17 protein-coding genes are annotated in these 18317 nt (G+C 43.0%); 8 read left to right on the top strand and 9 right to left on the bottom strand.

Annotation, left to right across the window (positions count from 1 at the left end):
- The first annotated feature begins 234 nt into the window (after nucleotides 1-234).
- From rplU to folA, 7 genes are all read left to right on the top strand, one after another.
- Entirely contained in the window at nucleotides 235-546 is a 312-nt protein-coding gene (rplU, locus tag C9J38_RS13965) for a 50S ribosomal protein L21 (protein ID WP_005369904.1), read from the top strand.
- An 18-nt stretch (nucleotides 547-564) separates the two neighbouring features.
- Nucleotides 565-822, top strand: coding sequence for a 50S ribosomal protein L27 (gene rpmA, locus C9J38_RS13970; protein ID WP_005369901.1), 258 nt, complete (start codon nucleotides 565-567; stop codon nucleotides 820-822).
- A gap of 66 nt (nucleotides 823-888) precedes the next feature.
- A complete protein-coding gene (locus tag C9J38_RS13975; RefSeq protein ID WP_005369900.1) occupies nucleotides 889-1815 on the top strand; it encodes a DMT family transporter in 927 nt (308 codons plus the stop codon).
- Between the two features lie 83 nt (nucleotides 1816-1898).
- Complete coding sequence (cgtA, locus tag C9J38_RS13980) at nucleotides 1899-3068, top strand: Obg family GTPase CgtA (protein ID WP_005369899.1); 1170 nt, start codon at nucleotides 1899-1901, stop codon at nucleotides 3066-3068.
- A 127-nt stretch (nucleotides 3069-3195) separates the two neighbouring features.
- Entirely contained in the window at nucleotides 3196-3999 is an 804-nt protein-coding gene (locus tag C9J38_RS13985; protein WP_107207627.1) for a threonine/serine exporter ThrE family protein, read from the top strand.
- A complete protein-coding gene (locus C9J38_RS13990) occupies nucleotides 3996-4472 on the top strand; it encodes a threonine/serine exporter family protein (RefSeq protein WP_045083540.1) in 477 nt (158 codons plus the stop codon). The genes C9J38_RS13985 and C9J38_RS13990 overlap by 4 nt, the downstream gene beginning before the upstream one ends.
- A gap of 39 nt (nucleotides 4473-4511) precedes the next feature.
- The gene (gene folA / locus C9J38_RS13995; protein WP_107207628.1) at nucleotides 4512-4994 is read left to right on the top strand and encodes a type 3 dihydrofolate reductase; all 483 of its coding nucleotides are present in this window, start codon (nucleotides 4512-4514) and stop codon (nucleotides 4992-4994) included.
- A gap of 61 nt (nucleotides 4995-5055) precedes the next feature.
- On the opposite strand, the gene C9J38_RS14000 is transcribed toward folA, so the two are convergent.
- The 6 genes from C9J38_RS14000 to lptD all read right to left on the bottom strand — a co-directional run bounded on the left by C9J38_RS14000 (nucleotide 5056) and on the right by lptD (nucleotide 12151).
- On the bottom strand, nucleotides 5056-5871 hold the full coding sequence (locus tag C9J38_RS14000; protein ID WP_107207629.1) for a symmetrical bis(5'-nucleosyl)-tetraphosphatase: 816 nt from the start codon (nucleotides 5869-5871) through the stop codon (nucleotides 5056-5058).
- Between the two features lie 36 nt (nucleotides 5872-5907).
- Entirely contained in the window at nucleotides 5908-6291 is a 384-nt protein-coding gene (gene apaG / locus C9J38_RS14005; RefSeq protein ID WP_107207630.1) for a Co2+/Mg2+ efflux protein ApaG, read from the bottom strand.
- Nucleotides 6292-6408: 117 nt separating this feature from the next.
- On the bottom strand, nucleotides 6409-7233 hold the full coding sequence (rsmA, locus tag C9J38_RS14010; protein ID WP_107207631.1) for a 16S rRNA (adenine(1518)-N(6)/adenine(1519)-N(6))-dimethyltransferase RsmA: 825 nt from the start codon (nucleotides 7231-7233) through the stop codon (nucleotides 6409-6411).
- A complete protein-coding gene (gene pdxA / locus C9J38_RS14015; protein WP_107207632.1) occupies nucleotides 7230-8222 on the bottom strand; it encodes a 4-hydroxythreonine-4-phosphate dehydrogenase PdxA in 993 nt (330 codons plus the stop codon). The genes rsmA and pdxA overlap by 4 nt, the downstream gene beginning before the upstream one ends.
- 8 nt (nucleotides 8223-8230) lie before the next feature.
- Nucleotides 8231-9532: a peptidylprolyl isomerase SurA gene (gene surA / locus C9J38_RS14020; RefSeq protein WP_107207633.1), complete on the bottom strand. Its 1302-nt coding sequence runs from the start codon at nucleotides 9530-9532 to the stop codon at nucleotides 8231-8233.
- A gap of 45 nt (nucleotides 9533-9577) precedes the next feature.
- The gene (gene lptD, locus C9J38_RS14025; RefSeq protein WP_370444645.1) at nucleotides 9578-12151 is read right to left on the bottom strand and encodes an LPS assembly protein LptD; all 2574 of its coding nucleotides are present in this window, start codon (nucleotides 12149-12151) and stop codon (nucleotides 9578-9580) included.
- A gap of 172 nt (nucleotides 12152-12323) precedes the next feature.
- Here lptD and djlA point away from each other — a divergent pair, with 172 nt between their 5' ends.
- The gene (gene djlA / locus C9J38_RS14030) at nucleotides 12324-13175 is read left to right on the top strand and encodes a co-chaperone DjlA (protein WP_107207634.1); all 852 of its coding nucleotides are present in this window, start codon (nucleotides 12324-12326) and stop codon (nucleotides 13173-13175) included.
- 67 nt (nucleotides 13176-13242) lie between these two features.
- Here djlA and C9J38_RS14035 read toward each other — a convergent pair whose 3' ends face one another.
- The 3 genes from C9J38_RS14035 to rapA form a co-directional block, all read right to left on the bottom strand.
- Nucleotides 13243-14196, bottom strand: coding sequence for a D-2-hydroxyacid dehydrogenase (locus C9J38_RS14035; protein ID WP_107207635.1), 954 nt, complete (start codon nucleotides 14194-14196; stop codon nucleotides 13243-13245).
- Between the two features lie 141 nt (nucleotides 14197-14337).
- Complete coding sequence (rluA, locus tag C9J38_RS14040) at nucleotides 14338-15039, bottom strand: bifunctional tRNA pseudouridine(32) synthase/23S rRNA pseudouridine(746) synthase RluA (RefSeq protein ID WP_107207636.1); 702 nt, start codon at nucleotides 15037-15039, stop codon at nucleotides 14338-14340.
- A gap of 152 nt (nucleotides 15040-15191) precedes the next feature.
- Nucleotides 15192-18110 carry an RNA polymerase-associated protein RapA gene (rapA, locus tag C9J38_RS14045; protein ID WP_107207637.1) on the bottom strand — a complete coding sequence of 973 codons (2919 nt, stop codon included), beginning with the start codon at nucleotides 18108-18110 and terminating at the stop codon, nucleotides 15192-15194.
- Nucleotides 18111-18317 lie beyond the last annotated feature (207 nt).

The following is an 18317-nucleotide window of genomic DNA, read 5'->3' on the forward strand; positions in this document are numbered from 1 at the left end:
ATTCGAATGGTTTATCGAATCTTACACTAAAATAGCACTATCGTCATAACCCCAACGTGCGCTATTTCAAAGACTTTTTTTGTTGAGCAGCTTTTCATCAATTTTCTTTCTATAATGGCTTGCCAGAATAACTCTTTTCGCGTAACATTCGCGCCCTATTGATGACAAGATTAAGCGCATACCCATTGCCTTTTTTATGTGGCAAATGGCCTATGCGGACAAGCGGAGTAAGACATGTACGCTGTTTTCCAAAGTGGTGGTAAACAACACCGTGTAAGCGAAGGCCAAACCTTACGCTTAGAAAAACTAGACGCTGAAACTGGCGCTAGCATTGAATTTGACTCAGTACTTTTAGTAGCTAATGGCGAAGAAGTATCTGTAGGCGCACCTTTTGTGGCTGGCGGTAAAGTAACTGCTGAAGTTGTTACTCACGGTCGTGGCGATAAAGTTAAAATCGTTAAGTTCCGTCGTCGTAAGCACTCTCGTAAGCAAATGGGCCACCGTCAGTGGTTCACTGAAGTCAAAATTACTGGCATCAGCGCTTAATAATAGGAGAATTTAAAGATGGCACACAAAAAAGCTGGCGGTTCTACTAACAACGGTCGCGATTCAGAAAGCAAACGCCTAGGTGTTAAGCGTTTTGGTGGCGAATCAGTTCTAGCAGGTAACATCATCGTTCGTCAACGTGGTACTAAGTTCCACGCTGGTAACAATGTTGGCCTAGGTAAAGACCACACTCTATTCGCTCTATCTGATGGTAAAGTGAAGTTCGAAGTTAAAGGTCCTAAGAACCGTAAATTCGTATCTATCGAAGCTGAATAATATTCAACTTTGACACGAAGATTAAAGCCCTGCCTATTGGCGGGGCTTTTTATATCTGGAGGGTTTATGCGAGATCGTGGCCCAATGATCGGTTTTTTTCTTGCATTAACAACGGCTGTCTTTTGGGGCGCGTTACCAATAGCAATGAAGCAAGCTGTTGAAGTGATGGACCCTTTCACTATTGTTTGGTATCGCTTTATTACGGCATCTGTCGGTTTAGGTTTATTATTAAGCTGGAAAAAGCAGTTACCAACAATTTCAAATTTAGGCCGAGCTGGTGGGCTAGTGTTACTGATTGCAAGTATTGGTCTTGCGGGTAACTTTGTCCTGTTCAATAGCTCGCTAAAATATCTTAATCCACCTGTGGTACAGGTAATCATTCAATTAGCTCCAGTGGGCTTATTGGTGACCAGTGCATGGGTATTTAAAGAAAAGCTTGCTAAGCACCAGATTATTGGTGTGATTTGTTTATTGGCTGGCTTACTACTGTTTTTTAATGAACGCTTAATTGAGTTATTTACCAGTTTTTCTGGTTATACTTTAGGTGTGAGTTTAGCTGTGGCGGCTGCTATTGTGTGGGTAATATATGGCCTTGCGCAGAAGTGGTTATTAAAGCAATTTACATCAGCGCAAATTTTGCTGATGATCTATGTGATCTGTGCTTTGATCCTTACGCCAGTAGCGCAACCAGAACAAATCTATGCAATGGATAATCGTCAACTTGCGATGTTGGCATTCTGTTGTATTAATACGCTTGTTGGCTATGGTGCTTTCGCTGAAGCGATGTCACGCTGGCAAGCCTCACAAGTGAGTGCAGTGATCACACTGACTCCTTTGTTTACGATATTATTTGTCGATCTTGCGAGCCTTGCTCTACCACAATACGTTGCGCCAGTAACGTTGAACATCTGGGGTTACCTTGGTGCGATGGTGGTGGTAAGTGGTGCGATATGCTGTGCTATAGGCCATAAATTTATTCGCCAGCACAAATAATCTAGGTCGATGACAATAATTACTACGCCATGATGAGTTAGTGATCATGGCTGTATGTTAAACGCCACAGTGCGGAGAAAAGAATGAAGTTTATAGATGAAGCAGTTATCAAAGTTGATGCCGGTGACGGTGGTAACGGCGTAGTGAGTTTTCGTACTGAAAAGTACATTCCTAAAGGTGGTCCTGATGGCGGTGATGGTGGTGACGGCGGTGACGTTTACCTCTTTGCTGATGAAAACTTTAACACCCTGATCGATTATCGTTTTGAACGTTTCCATGCCGCAGAGCGTGGTGAAAATGGTCGTGGTGGTAACTGTACGGGTAAACGTGGTGCCGATAAAATACTGACAGTACCTGTAGGCACACGTGCAGTTGATGACGATACAGGTGAAGTGATTGCCGATCTGACTGAACACGGCATGAAAGTGATGGTTGCTAAAGGCGGTTTCCATGGCCTAGGTAACACCCGTTTTAAATCATCTGTAAACCGCGCACCTCGTCAAAAGACAATGGGGAGTTTAGGTGAGGTTCGTCATCTTCGCCTAGAATTGCTGCTTTTGGCTGATGTAGGTATGTTAGGTTTACCTAACGCAGGTAAATCGACCTTTATTCGCTCTGTATCGGCAGCTAAGCCGAAAGTAGCGGATTACCCATTCACTACGTTAGTACCAAGCTTAGGTGTTGTACGTGTTGATGCAGAGCGTAATTTCGTTGTTGCTGATATTCCTGGTCTGATTGAAGGTGCGGCAGACGGCGCTGGTTTAGGTATTCGTTTCCTTAAGCACCTAGAGCGTTGTCGTGTATTACTTCACATGATTGATCTACTGCCTGCTGATGGCTCTGATCCGGTAGAAAATGCATTCACTATCATCAATGAGCTTGAGCAATACAGTGATAAGCTAGGCAATAAGCCGCGTTGGATTGTATTTAACAAAGCTGACTTGCTTGATGAAGAAGAAGCGCAAGAGAAAATGACTGAAGTATTAGAAGCCCTTGCTTGGGAAGATAAGTACTACAGTATCTCTGCACTAAACCGTACCGGTACGAAAGAGCTAACGTATGATCTGATGGAAGCGATTGATGCTATGCCTAAGATCAAATACGAGCCAGAAGAGAAAGAAGATAAAGTTGACTTCAAGTGGGATGATTACCACGCTGAGCAAATTAAGAAAGCGCAGGATGAAGACGACGATGATGATTGGGATGATTGGAATGAAGATGATTACGATGTTGAAATCATCTACAAGCCATAATCAAGTCTGATTGTGTAGAGGAAGCCGTACCGTGAGGTACGGCTTTTTTTGTGCTTAATCAAAATGGATGCAGGAGTTATTCGGTACTCTAATAGGATAATAAATGCGCAATATTAATGGATGATAAATGGCAACTCATAAGGACGGTATTATTACTTCACTCTCAGAATCTGAACAAAGAGACATAACACGGCTTGTGATATCTGCAGGTCAACGTCTTTTACAGCATGGCGCAGAAAGTACCTTAGTGGCAGATGTGACAAGTCGACTTGGCTTGGCGCTTGGGGTTGAAAGTGTTGAGGTCTCATTATCTGCTAGTTCGATGGTGATCAGTACTCGTCATCAGGGAAGTTGTATTACGACCACGCGGCGTTGCCAAGATAGTGGGATCAATATGCAGATCGTGACAGACATTCAACGGATCTGTATTTTAACTGAGCGTGGACTGCTTGATCGTTATGATGTTCACCACAAATTAGAACAAATCCAACCTCAGCGTTATCACCGCTTATTGGTGATTATTATGATTGGTCTATCTTGTGCTTCTTTTAGCCGTTTAGCTGGGGGGGATTGGCCAGTTTTTTGCCTGACTTTTCTGGCTTCATCTATTGGTATGTTTGTTCGCCAAGAGATTGCACATTGTCATTTTAATCCTTTGATTAATTTTGCTTTTACCGCCTTTGTTACCACATTAATTTCAGGTCTTGGACAAGTTTATCAAATTGGTGATAAACCTTTTTTAGCGATGGCTTCGTCTGTACTGATGTTGGTACCGGGTTTTCCTTTGATCAATGCCGTTGCTGATATGGTAAAAGGTTACCCTTCAATGGGATTAGCACGGTGGACGATGGCGAGTTTACTAACACTTGCCGCTTGTATTGGTATTGTTGCTGCGATGAATGTGCTGGATGTGTGGGGATGGTTACTATGAATGATCTGATCTCACTAATGCTGGCGCTAGGTAATGATATGTTTTTCGCTATGATCCCAGCCGTTGGCTTTGCATTAGTCTTTAATGTCCCACCAAAGGCACTGAAATATTGTGCCATTGGAGGGGCGTTAGGGCATGGCACTCGTTTTCTTTTAATGCACTGGGGAATGCCTATTGAGTGGGCTACATTTGCAGCAGCTACTCTTGTTGGTATGATTGGTGTGCATTGGTCGCATCGCTTTTTAGCTCATCCCAAAGTCTTTACTGTCGCAGCAATGATCCCTATGGTACCTGGCGTTTTTACTTATAAAGCAATGATTGCGATTGTTGAAATTAATCATCGTGGTTTTTCAATGGAATTATGGGGAGTGATGATTGAGAATTTGCTTAAAGCGATCTTTATTGTTGCTGCATTAGCCATTGGGTTAGCTATGCCGGGATTATTGTTTTATCGCCGTCGACCTGTGGTGTAACCTATAGCATCACAAATATTAAAAAGGAGTTTCCTGAAGATGAAGATCAGTATGATCGCCGCAATGGCGCATGATCGAGTAATTGGCAAAGAAAATGCGATGCCATGGCATTTACCCGCTGATTTTGCTTGGTTTAAGCAATGTACTTTAGGAAAGCCTGTGATAATGGGGCGCAAAACGTTTGAGTCTATTGGTCGCCCGCTTCCAGGTCGTCATAACATTGTGATCACCCGTAACCCTGAGTTTCATACCGAAGGGATCACTGTTGTGAGCGATATAGAAGCTGCAATACAAGCCGCTGGTGATGAAGAAGAAGTAATGATCATCGGTGGTGGTAGTATTTACCAAGCGTGTTTACCAAAAGCGAATTGTCTTTATTTAACGTTTATTGATGCTAATTTAGACGGTGATACACGTTTCCCTGAATGGGGAGAGGGGTGGCATCAAATGAGTTCTGAGCATTATGAAGCAGATGAAAAAAATGCTTATGCGATGGACTTTACGGTACTTGAACGCAATTAATCATACTGTTTAATAATGCCCATGCTAGTGGGCATTATTGGATAGGATAAAGTGGCAAGATTTAATAAATAGGGCATTCGGTAACAAAGCGTTGTCCGTCTTCCCAGCGTAACATAGTTAAACTGTTTCCCCACACGCACCCTGTATCAAGCCCAATACAATGCTTATCTTGATGTCCCATGAGTGCCGCCCAATGACCAAAGATAATGGTTTTCTCAATCGGCTCACTGCGCTTTACTTCAAACCACGGGATCAAGTTGCCAACTTCAGGGTTTCCTGGCTCTACTTTACACTGCATATCTAAACGTCCGTTAGGCTCGCAAAAGCGCATACGGGTAAAACTGTTGATGGTATAGCGGAGCTGCTCTAATTCATTAAGTTCTTCTTGCCAAAAATCAGGGCCATCACCATACATATTTTCTAATAGCCATACATAACGTTCAGACTGAAGGGTCGCTTCAACTCGGCGAGCTTGTTGACGCGCCGTCGCTAATGACCATTGTGGGCTAATGCCAGCGTGTACCATAACTAATGGAAAATCAGGATGTTCAGCCAGCAATGGTTGATGGCGTAGCCAATGAAGTAATTCTTGGCTATCGGGCGCGTCTAAAATGGCTTGAGTTTTATCACTCGGTTTTAAACGTGCGAAGCCATTTGAAGCGGCTAATAGGTGAAGATCATGATTACCGAGGATCACCTGTGCACTATTACCCAGTGCTTTTACAAACCGTAATGTTTCTAATGATTCAGGACCACGGGCGACAAGATCGCCAGCAAGCCAAAGGTGATCGTGCTTAGGATCAAAATGCGCTTGAGCAAGGAGTTTTTTTAGATCAGGTAAGCAGCCCTGAATATCACCAACAAGGTAGGTTGCCATATTGCTCTCATTATTGAGGAAAGTGAAAGTAAACAGCTAGTGAATAATGTTAGGCACAGCCAAACGAAAAGGGGCAATGTTAACTTTAAAGCTATTACCGTCCCCGTCTTCCATAATGTAATGTCCTTGCATCACACCAAGCGGGGTATCAATAATTGTACCACTGGTGTAGGTATAGTCATCACTTGCTTGAATTATGGGTTGTTTACCCACAACACCATCACCATCAATCACTAGTTTTTTGCCATTGGCATCGGTGATCAACCAGTGGCGTTTAAGCAATTGTGCTTGACCACGACCAAGATTATGAATAGTGATGGTATAGGAAAACACATAGCGACTCTTGTCAGGCTCGGATTGATCATCGAGGTAATGAGTAACGACATGACATTTTATGGTTGGGGGAGAAGTGGTACTCACAGACAACATCCTTTGTTTATGATCTCTTCTCATTTTAGCGTCATTCAACCACAAATAAAGAAAAACCCCGATAACCGTGAAGCTATCGGGGTTTTTGTGTAATCCACTTAAATGAGGTTAAGCTTTCGCATCTTTTTGGTAATTCGCATCAAGCCAGTTCGCCATTGCCACAAACTGTTCAACGGTAATGTTCTCTGGGCGATTGCCTGGGTTAACCCCCAGTGCTTCAAGTTGCTCTGCTGTAAAGAGTGCTTTATAGCAGTTACGAATCGTTTTACGACGTTGGTTAAAGCCTTCTCTACATACACGATCTAACCATTTTAGGTTGGTACATGGGAACGGCAACACTTCGTAAGGTGTTAGACGTACTACCGCTGAATCGACTTTCGGCGCAGGTACAAAAGATTCTGGCGGCACTTCAAGTACAGGCATCACGCGGCAGTAATACTGCGCCATTACCGTTAGGCGGCCATATGCTTTGCTACCAGGGCCTGCCGCAAGACGGTTAACCACTTCTTTTTGCAGCATAAAGTGCATATCTTCAACATCTTTGTGGAATTCAAAAATGTGGAACATTAAAGGGGTCGAAATGTTGTATGGCAAGTTACCAAAAATACGTAACTTATTATTTTCTTTAATAAGTTGCGTGAAGTCGAAACGCATTGCATCGCCTTGGTGGATCGTTAGCTTGGAAGCTAGATCGGGGTGACTTTCAAGGCGTTCTGCAAGATCGCGGTCGAGTTCGATAACAGTAAATTTATCAACAAGTTTACCAACTTGCTCGGTGATAGCACCCAGACCCGGACCGATTTCAACCAAGTTTTGACCTGGTAATGGGTTAATTGCTGACACTATGCCATCAATGATGTAAGGGTCTTTCAAAAAGTTCTGGCCAAAGCGCTTACGGGCGCGGTGACCTAGATGGACTTGATCGCTGCTCATGCTTGTTTATCTACCAATTCTAGGGCGTGAGATAGCGCTGTCCAAAGGCTACCTGTATCTGCCTGTCCGGTACCTGCGAGTTCCAGTGCGGTACCATGATCTACTGAAGTTCGGATGAAGGGCAATCCTAACGTAATGTTAACTGATTTACCGAAGCCTTTATATTTCAGCACCGGTAGCCCTTGATCGTGATACATGGCTAATACCGTATCGGCATCAGCTAAATATTTTTCTTGGAAAATAGTATCGGCCGGTAAAGGGCCGATAAGATCCATGTTTTCTTGCTGGCGTAATTGTTCAAGAGTAGGAGTAATAATATTTATTTCTTCCATCCCTAAGCAACCATCTTCACCAGCATGGGGGTTTAATCCACAGACATAAATTTTTGGTGACTCAATACCAAATTTACTGATTAAATCAGCGTGTAAAATACGAATCACCTGTTTTAATCTGTCTTCTGTAATTGCTTGTGATACATGACTTAGAGGGATATGAGTTGTCACTAACGCGACGCGTAATCCTTCGGTTGCTAGCATCATAACAACTTGTGCAGTGTCAGATTGCTGAGCAAAAAATTCAGTGTGGCCACTAAATGATACGCCAGCTCGGTTAATGACCCCTTTATGTACAGGGCCGGTGACAACGGCGGCGAATTCATCATTCATACACCCTTCTGCAGCACGTTTAAGCGTCGAGAGCACATACATGCCATTACGTTCATCTAACGTGCCAGCGACAACATCAACTGCAGTATTGATATGCGCAACCGTCATCGTTCCTGCTTTATGTGGCAGGGCGGGTTGATCGGGCTGATAAGGTAAAATGGTTAGTGGTAAACCTAATTTAGCCGCACGTTCTACCATAACCTGCGCATCAGCACAAATAACAAGTTGGTGCGGCCAATTTTCTTGGCATAAGGCGATGACTAAATCTGGGCCTATTCCAGCAGGCTCACCGGGGGTGATTGCAATCCGTTGTGTGTCAGTCATGTCTTTATTTAGCCATTATTGGTTGTATTCATTGGTTCAATGTAAGCACCTGCACGTAGTTCTTGTAACCATGTCTGTGCTTCTTCATTGAATTTACGGTTAAAGATGATTTGTGCAGCACGGTTTTTCATTGCAGCATCCGTACGGTCGACTTTGCGACGCCCTTCAACTTCAACAATGTGCCAACCAAATGCAGATTTAAACGGTTCACTGATTTTATCGATCGGTAGCGTTTCTACTTTTTCTTTAAATGCTGGAGCATACATATCTGGTACTTGCCAGCCTAGTTGACCACCATTTGCCGCTGAACCTGGATCTTCGCTGTAGGCTTTTGCTGCTGCCGCAAAGGTTTGTTTACCGCTAATAATATTTTGGCGAATTTTCTCAAGCTCAGCTTTTGCTGCTGCATCACTTAGAATCATTGAAGGTTTGATTAAAATATGACGGGCTTTTACCTCAATAACAGAGACGTTTGGCATACCTTTTACATCGTTGATTTTTAAAATGTGGTAACCAACGCCACTACGGAATGGCCCAATGATCGCATCTTTAGCGTTATTTTTAATCTGATCAGCAAAGACGGTTGGCATTTCTGCTTTACTCATCCAGCCCCATTCGCCCCCTTTTAGAGCTTTAGGTCCTTTTGAATAACGGTAAGCCAGTTGTGAAAAGTTTGCGCCTTTTTTAAGTTGAGCAACAATGTCTTCTGCTTCTTGTTTTGCTTTCTCACGTGCCGCTTTATCAGCATCTTCATCAACCCGAATTTGAATTTGACTAATGTTGTATTGCACGTTTTGTTGAGTTTGCTCGGCCATTTGTTTGGCTAAAGACTCAACTTCTTGTGGCAGAACGTTAACACGTTTACGAACAATAATGGTACGCGCTTCAGAGGCTAGCATATCGTTACGCATTTGCTCACGGAACATAGAGTAAGAAACTCCTGCTTTAGCAAGGCTTTGACGTAGTTGGTCAACGCTCATATTACGTTGTTTAGCCACATCGGCGATCGCTTGATCTAATTGACTGTCATCAATACGGATCCCTAGCTGCTGAGCTTGTTGGATCTGTAAGTTTTCAAGGATCAGTTGATCCATCACTTGCTGACGTAAAATGTTATTAGGCGGTAACTGTTGGTGTTCTTCAGCAGCGTTAAGACGAACAGTCTTTAGCATGGCGCTCACATCGCTTTGTAAGATCACGCCATCATTAACAGTCATCACAATTTGGTCAAGTTCCTGAGGTGCTGCCATGCTGGTTGCTGACATACCCATCATCATTAGACTAAGTACAGAATACTTCCACGTTTTCATTTATATTCCATCAGGTTATAAGGCGACACATGTGCCGCCTAACTATTAATTATTAAGAGTGAATGGATCGCCGTAAGATAAAATATTACCGCCATCATCCGATGATTGACCGAATGTTGGTGTTACACCTTGTAGCCCAAGTAAACTGAATGAGAAAGTGACATTGCTATCGTATTCAGTAAAATCTTGTGATATTGCATTTTTCGCGTAACGATTGTAGCTAAGCCCTATCATCCAACATGAAGATGTGTAGGTGAAGCCAACTTTACTTTCAAGCATTTTGTTAACATTCATGTCTTGGTAGTAATCAGCTTTAACATCAACACTATCGCTAACTGGGAAGCCAATGGATAAACCTAACTGTGAAATACCGTCTTTCTTACCGTTAATTGAAGGGTTCGGGTTGTTCACATATTTTGTTAAGTAATCACTTGATACGTAACGGTAACTCGGTTGAACAAATACCCCACCATTACGATATTCAACGGTCACATTACCTTGCTGGATGTCATTCTCACTTGAGTCATATTGCATTGCTGTTTTTAAGAACAGACTATCATCAAGGTTAAATTCTGTTTCAACCGCGGTTGCAGAGTAACTTTTCGCTTCTTTGTTATCAGCACCTTGGTTTACAGGTTTGTCGATATAGAAGATTTGACCCATAGATAGGGTAAATCGTTCCTTAAAATCTTCATCAAAGTAGCGTGTAGATGCGCCGACGGTGAACTGGTTCGCAGGAGCGATGTAGTCGTTACCACTGTAAGTTCGATCACTAAACAAGCCATAGTAATCTTGTTGTAAACGGGTTGAATCATAGCCGCCGCCGTTATAATCAAAGGGATTATAAATATTTTTTTGATCAACATCTTTAATATAAAGGTATTGAATTTGTGGCTCTAAACTTTGGGTGTAATGGTCACCTAAAATGGAGGTGTCACGCTCAAAGTAAAGACTGCTGTTGACACGAAACTCAGGAACGACACGATCGACGCTATCTTTTAGGTTCGTTAAGTCTGATTCTTTCTTATCTTGATTGTAATGGGCGTAGTTCACCTTTGCTTGAGTTGTCACCGACCACCAAGGTGTCGCATAAGGTAGCGTTAATGTTGGTTCTAAAGTAATACGATCAGCTGTTGGCTTATTTTTAGCATCATTATCAAATTTACTAATGCTCATTGGCATCTTGAAATCGAGCCCATAACCTAAATTATTACGATAGTATGTAGATGATAGCTGAGGCATTAAACGGTATTGATTACCTTTGCCACTTTCTGTTAATGGTTGGAAATCACGGACCATCAACATCGTATCCCAGTTCGAGTTACGGTAAGACACTTCTGCTGTTTGGAGCAGGTTATTATCTTCACGCTCACCAATGCTAGAATCTAAACCTCGGTCAAAATACTTGTAGTCACTGACCTTGCTATAGTCGATATCAACTAACCAGTTTTCATCAATGATCCCACTGTGTGTCCATTGGAAGCCCCAATATTTACCCGTGTTGGGTTTATTGTCTTCCAATTGATAATCTACGTAATCGGCTTTTTTATCATGGCCCATGTATTCACCGACAACTTGACCTTCACCTAATTCATTCAGGTAGCGGAATTTAGCCGTTGTTTGTAGACCGCGGTGGTTCATGTATTTTGGTGTGATGGTCAAATCGTAGTTTGGCGCAATGTTCCAATAAAATGGCGCTTCGTACTCCATACCATTACGTGAACCATAAGTTAACGTTGGGTATAAGAAGCCCGTCATACGCTCATCGGTTACAGGGATACGAAGCCAAGGTAGATAGAATACCGGTACATTAAGTACTTCAAAGCGCGCGTTATATAAATCGGCAAAGGGTGAATCACCATCACGCTCCAAAGAGCCAGCAGCAAAGCGCCAACTTTTATCGCCTTCTGGACAGGTAGTGAAAGTTCCGTCTTTCATTTTATAGAACTGAGTACCATCAACATTTTTCTTGTCGATTTGCTCTGCGTCACCGCGCCCTGGCTGACAGGTCATACGATAAACAGCATCATCCATTTGTGAGTCTTTGGTATTTAGATCACTCTGGAGTTGTTTGCCGTCCATTTCTATACCACCGTCATGGTAGTAAACGTTGCCTTTTGCAGTAACAATATTTTGTGGTTGTTGAAGTGTCACAGTATCGGCAGCAATCGTACGCGTTCCTTGCTGAACAATAACGTCACCAGAATACACGGCTTTATGCTCATTTTTAGCTTGAACATTGTCAGCTTCAATGTGGATCGGTGTGTTATTGGTATCTTCTTTACGGTCTTTCGGTGCTATACAAACACCACGTACCATAGCTAAAGGATCGTCATTAACGGCTGTTTTTGTTGTTTGATCTTCTGCTACTGCGTGTTTATCGTTGATATCTTTATCTAAAGATGTGGCATTTTCTTTGCGGTCTTTTGGCGAAATAAAAACACCATCTGCCATAGCTAAAGGATCGTTATTAACGGCTGTTTTTGTTGTTTGATCTTCTGCTACAGCATGTTTACCGTTGATATCTTTATGTAAAGATGTGGCATCTTCTGCCATTGCCGGCCCATAAAGGGCAAGACCAATCATGGTGGCAAGTAAGCTGTGAGAGGTGAGTGACATCAGATTCAACATTCCTGTATCAGTTTGAGAGCAAGGCGAATAATTGCGCTTTTTACAAGCATTCCCGATAAATGACAGCTATCATAATGCAAATTCGACGCGACGGCATCTTTTCAGCGCATGCTGTTGGGTAAACATTGAAAAAATTTAACAAATTACCAGAGAGTATAGAATGCAGAAGACAGGTATATGGGGAAAAATTATTGGTGCGTTGCTTGGCCTCTCCATTGGAAAATTGCCTGGATTGTTGATTGGTTTATTTATTGGTCACCAGTTTGATAAGGCTTATGCTCGTCAGATGAATGGCGGTTTTGCCGGTTTTGGTCAGAACAGAGCCAGTAGTGCAGAGCAACAAGCAGAGTTTTTCCATGCTTGTTTTGCAGTAATGGGGCATGTCGCAAAAGCGAAAGGGCATGTGACAAAAGAGGAAATTCGTGTTGCAAGTGCGATTATGGATCGAATGGGGTTACAAGGCGAATCTCGACTTCAAGCGCAGAATGCGTTTCGTGAGGGAAAAGAAGATAACTTCCCATTAGAAGAGATGCTAAATCGTGTTCGTAGTCGTGCACGACGTGCTGATTTACTCCAATTTTTCTTAGAATTACAAATTCAAGCAGCATTTGCGGATGGTTCATTACATCCTAAAGAGCGTCAGTTACTGCATATTATTGCGCGATACCTTGGCTTTTCTGAAGCCCAGCTTGAACAACGCTTGCGTATGCAAGAAGCGGCGTTTCGTTTTCAACAAGGTGGTTTCCATCAGCAATATCAACAACAAGGTGGTGGCTTCCAAGCGCCTCCTAGTCGAGATCAATTAGCTGATGCGTTTAATGTCTTAGGGGTTGATGAAAATGCCTCTGCGCAAGATGTGAAACGTGCTTATCGTAAACAGATGAATGAACACCATCCAGATAAACTCGCAGCGAAAGGGTTACCACCAGAAATGATGGAAATAGCGAAACAAAAAACCCAAGAGCTACAAGCTGCCTATGATTTGATCCGAAAAGAGAAAGGATTCAAATAATTGTTATTACGCTGAATAATAAATTGAAAAAGCGAGCTTGGTGCTCGCTTTTTTGTTTTTAAAGCTCTTAAACGAGGTTTTGCGGTTTGTTGTTACAAAAGCCATCAATATTTTCAATAAGTTGCTCTACCAGTGTTTGAATCGCGGAATCAGATCCCCATGCAACATGTGGGGTTAGTAATAGATTAGACAAATGTGCCTGTTGTAATAATGGATTATCATCAGTTGGCGGCTCAGAAGTAAAAACATCACAGCCAGCGCCGGCAATTTTTTTATCGAGCAATGCATCGACTAAATCTTGCTCATTCACCAGTCCACCACGTCCGGTATTGATCAAAATAGCGTTAGGTTTCATCTGTGCCAGTTCTGTTTTTGCGATAAGATCTTCAGTGGTATCTGTTAGCGGGCAATGCAAGGTGATGATATCGGCTTGCTGTAATACGTCGTTAAACAGCGTATAGCCTTCACGACAGGTGGTGACGTGCTTGTGCTCTGCAAATAGCGCCTTCATCCCCAGCGCGGTTGCAAGATTGGCTGTCGCTACCCCTAAGCTGCCTTTACCAACAATACCTATTGTTGAGCCTGCGATATCGCTAATTGGATGAGTGAAAAAGCAGAACTGTTGTTGTTTCTGCCACTCACCCGCGATGATATCTTGCTGATAGCCCATTAAATTACGTTTTAGCGCAAAGATCATTGCGAGCACGTGCTCAGGAACAGAGCGAGTCGCATAACCTCGAATATTGGAAACCGGAATGTTATGGCGGTGACAATAATCGACATCGACGTTATTGGTTCCTGTCGCACCGATGGCAATAAATTTCAGGTTTGGCAGTTGAGATAAAATATCAGCAATGAGTTGGACTTTGTTAGAAATGGCGATAGTTGCGTGTTGCAGACGTTCAATAACTTGAGATGGTGATGTACGTTGATATTCAATCCATTGATGATCTGATTGTGGGCGAGGAATATCAATGTGTGCTGGGATAGTAGCACGATCTAAAAATACAATATGTTCCACTGTTAGACTCCATGGAACCTTTGTTCCGCTTGGTGTGAAAAGAAGAATGCTAGTTTAGGTTTTTGCTTGTTAAAACAAAGCTAGCATTCTTTTTTATCGTGATCTAACTTCCGTGCGATAGTTGCTGATTACTCAGTGGTTTTATTTACTAAAAATCGTTTGTGTTGGCGCTTCTCGATAAAACTCACAAGGGGCAAACAAATGCATCGGTTGATCACTTCCTGGATGCGTAAAAGTCAGTTCTGCTGCGTGTAACAGTAAACGAGGAGAGGCTACCATTGCTTCCTCATTAGCATAAAACTTATCGCCTAAAATCGGATGACCTAATGCTTGCATGTGAACACGCAATTGGTGAGAACGACCTGTTACGGGCAGTAAACGGACCAAGGTTGTTTTCTCATCACGGCTTAAGACTTCGTAATGCGTTACAGAAGGCTTGCCATCGTCAAAACATACTTTTTGGCGTGGACGGTTAGGCCAATCACAGATCAAGGGAAGATCCACGGTTCCTGTGTCTTGTTCGATATGTCCCCACACACGAGCGTAATACACTTTTTGTGTTTCTCGCTCACGAAACTGGGCTTTTAAATGACACTCCGCTTTTTTGTTTAGAGCCAGCACAATTAAGCCTGATGTCCCCATATCTAAACGGTGCACAATTTGTGACTTAGGGTATTTTTCAAGAACGCGAGCAAATATGCTGTCGTGATGCTCTGGTGCACGTCCTGGGTTTGAGAGTATGCCAGCAGGCTTATTAACGGCGATGATGTCGCTATCAAGAAAAAGAGTATCCAACCACGGATCGGTAGGTGGATTGTAGTTCAACACTGGCAATGGTTTCATGATGCACTCGTAGGATAGGTATGAATAACAACGGGGCGAATATTAATATGAATAATAGTAAATTGGTATGCTTGGTGATGTGATTAAAGAAAAAAGCCGTGAATATCAGTAATGACATTCACGGCCTTAATTTAGTTATGATGAGTTATTGATCAGTTATGGCTAACAACGATCAAACGCAGTGAATCAAGCTGGATTTGTGCTTTTTCAATGTAGTTAGTTAACTCAATGATTTGGCTTTCAATTAGCTCTAATTCGTCATCACGAATATTCGGATTAACCGCTTTCAGGGCTTGAAGGCGATCAAGCTCAGCGCGCAACGTGTTTTCCATTTCAGCTTGTGCTTGGCTTCGTACGACATCAAGCTCTTTGCTGATCTCGCGCTCTGCGTGCTCAATCAGAGTATGAATATCTTTTTGAACCGAGTTAACGAGCTTACTGCCAAGGTGACGATTGACTGGGCTAAGTTGGCGGTTAAAGCCTTCAAATTCAACGTTAGCTGATAGGTTATTACCTTTACCATCAAGTAAAATACGGATCGGTGTTTTGGGTAAGAAACGACCAATACCTGATTGCTTAGGTGCTTGAGCGTCAACCACATAGATAAGCTCAAGTAGCAGTGTACCAACAGGCAGTGCTTTGTTTTTCAACAATGACACCGCTGTCGTACCTACGCCTTCACTTAGCAGTAATTCAATACCGCCTTGGATCATTGGGTGTTCCCAGCTGATGAAGTTGATATCTTCACGAGAAAGTGCAGTATCACGTTCAAAAGTGATGGTACAACCGTCGTAAGGAAGGCCTGGATAACTTGCCACCATCATGTGCTCTGATGGGGTCACAACAATTGCGTTTTCGCCTTTGTCATCTTGGTTTAAACCAATGGTATCAAACAAGCCCAGTGCGAAAGTCACAAGGTTAGTATCACCATCTTTAGCGCTGATCTTCTCAACCAACTGCTGAGCTTCTTCGCCCCCATTAGAATGGATTTCTAATAGGCGATCACGACCTTGCTCTAACTTGGTTTTAAGCTCATTGTGCATTTCAGCACTGCGCTGAATAACGGATTCAAGCGCTTCAAGATCGTGTTTGTCACTGGCAAGCAAGGTGATCAGATCTTCACATACCGCTTCATAGACAGCACGGCCAGTCGGACAGGTTTCCTCAAAGGCATTTAAGCCTTCGTTGAACCAACGCGCTAATAGTGCTTGAGAAGTGCCTTCTAGGTAAGGCACATGAATTTCTATCTCACGCTTTTGACCAATACGATCCAAACGACCAATACGTTGCTCAAGTAAATCAGGGTTGCTTGGTAAATCGAACATCACCAATTGGTTTGCAAACTGGAAGTTACGACCTTCTGAACCGATTTCAGAACATAATAGTACCTGAGCGCCATCATCTTCTTGGGCAAAGTAAGCCGCCGCTTTATCACGTTCGATAATCGACATTCCTTCGTGGAACACAGTAGCACGGATGCCTTCACGTTCACGTAATGCTTGTTCTAAGGTTAATGCGGTTTGCGCACGAGAACAAATCACCAACACTTTCTCGTTACGGTTGGCTTTTAGCATATCAAGTAGCCAGTTAACACGAGGATCAAAGTTCCACCATGTTGCTGATTCACCTTCAAATTCTTGGTAGATATCTTCCGGGTAAAGTAGCTTGATCGCTTTCTCGTTGACACCCATTTTACCGCCCATCATTGCTGCAACGCGCATGGCTGTGGTGTATTGGGTTGGCATTGTTAACGGGTACATATTTAGGTGACGCTGAGGGAAACCTGTGATTGCTGAGCGGGTATTACGGAACAATACGCGGCCCGTACCGTGGCGATCCATCAGGTTGTTGATCAATTCATGACGCGCGGCTAATGCTTCAGGATCGTCTTGAGCTGAATCTTCGATCACACGTAACATTGGCTCGATATCTTGCTCAGATAACAGCTCGGTTAAGGTGTTTTTCGCATCATCATTCAGTTTTTCACCAGAAAGCAGTTGGGTTACAGCATCAGCAACGGGTTCGTATTGACGCTCTTCTTCAACAAAGGCTTCATAGTCGTAAAAACGATCAGGATCAAGAATACGTAAGCGTGCGAAGTGGCTTTCACGACCTAATTGCTCTGGTGTTGCGGTTAGTAGCAGCACACTTGGCGTTTTTTCTGCTAAGGCTTCTATCACTTGGTACTGACGACTAGGCTTATCTTCACTCCACTCAAGGTGGTGAGCTTCATCGACAACCAATAGGTCCCAATCAGCATCTAGCGCTTGTTCAAAACGACGACGGCTTTTACGTAAAAAGTCTAATGAACACAATACATATTGCGCGGTATCAAATGGGTTAGCGGCATCAGCAAATGCTTCAACACAACGCTCTTCATCAAAGATAGAAAAGTGCAGGTTAAAACGACGCATCATTTCAACTAGCCATTGATGTTGTAGGGTTTCAGGAACCACGATCAGAATACGTTCAGCACGGCCTGATAAAACCTGCTGGTGGATGATCATACCCGCTTCAATGGTTTTACCTAAACCGACTTCATCGGCAAGGAGAACACGTGGCGCATAGCGACGACCGACTTCGTGAGCAATGTATAACTGGTGTGGGATCAAACCTGCACGCATACCGCATAAACCACGTAATGGGCTTTTTAGTTGCTCGTATTGGTTTTTCAGCGCGCGGTAACGCAGTGCAAAACGATCCATGCGATCAATTTGACCTGCAAATAATTTATCTTGCGGTTTATTGAAACGAATTTGGTGGCTTAAGAAAAGTTCACGTAGCGCGACATTTTCTTCTTCTGTGTCGGTACGCGTACCTACGTAGGTGATCACGCCTTTATCTTCGTTGATCGCTTCTACCTTTAGTGACCAACCCTCATGGCTTTCAATCACATCACCAACGTTAAACATGACACGGGTAACAGGGGCATCATTACGTGCATATAGGCGATTTTCTTCTGATGCGGGGAACATCAAGGTAACCGTTCTTGGTTCAAGAGCGACAACGGTACCTAGACCTAAATCACTTTCTGTATCACTGATCCAACGTTGACCCAAAGCAAATGGCATAGTGGTAGAAACCTTCTAATTATTTGATATCAAAGAGACTGCAATAAGCTGTGCAAAGTATTAATAAGCTACACTGAAGATAAGTGTACGCTAGAATTTAAAATTTGTGCATAGCTCAAAAAGGGGACTCATGTTACTGCATGATGTGATTAAGGTCACGGTGAAAGTGATGAAAATCGGTCACAGTAAAATCATCATAAAACTTTC

It is taken from the genome of Photobacterium sp. GB-210 (assembly GCF_003026075.1).
Classification (GTDB): Bacteria; Pseudomonadota; Gammaproteobacteria; order Enterobacterales; family Vibrionaceae; genus Photobacterium.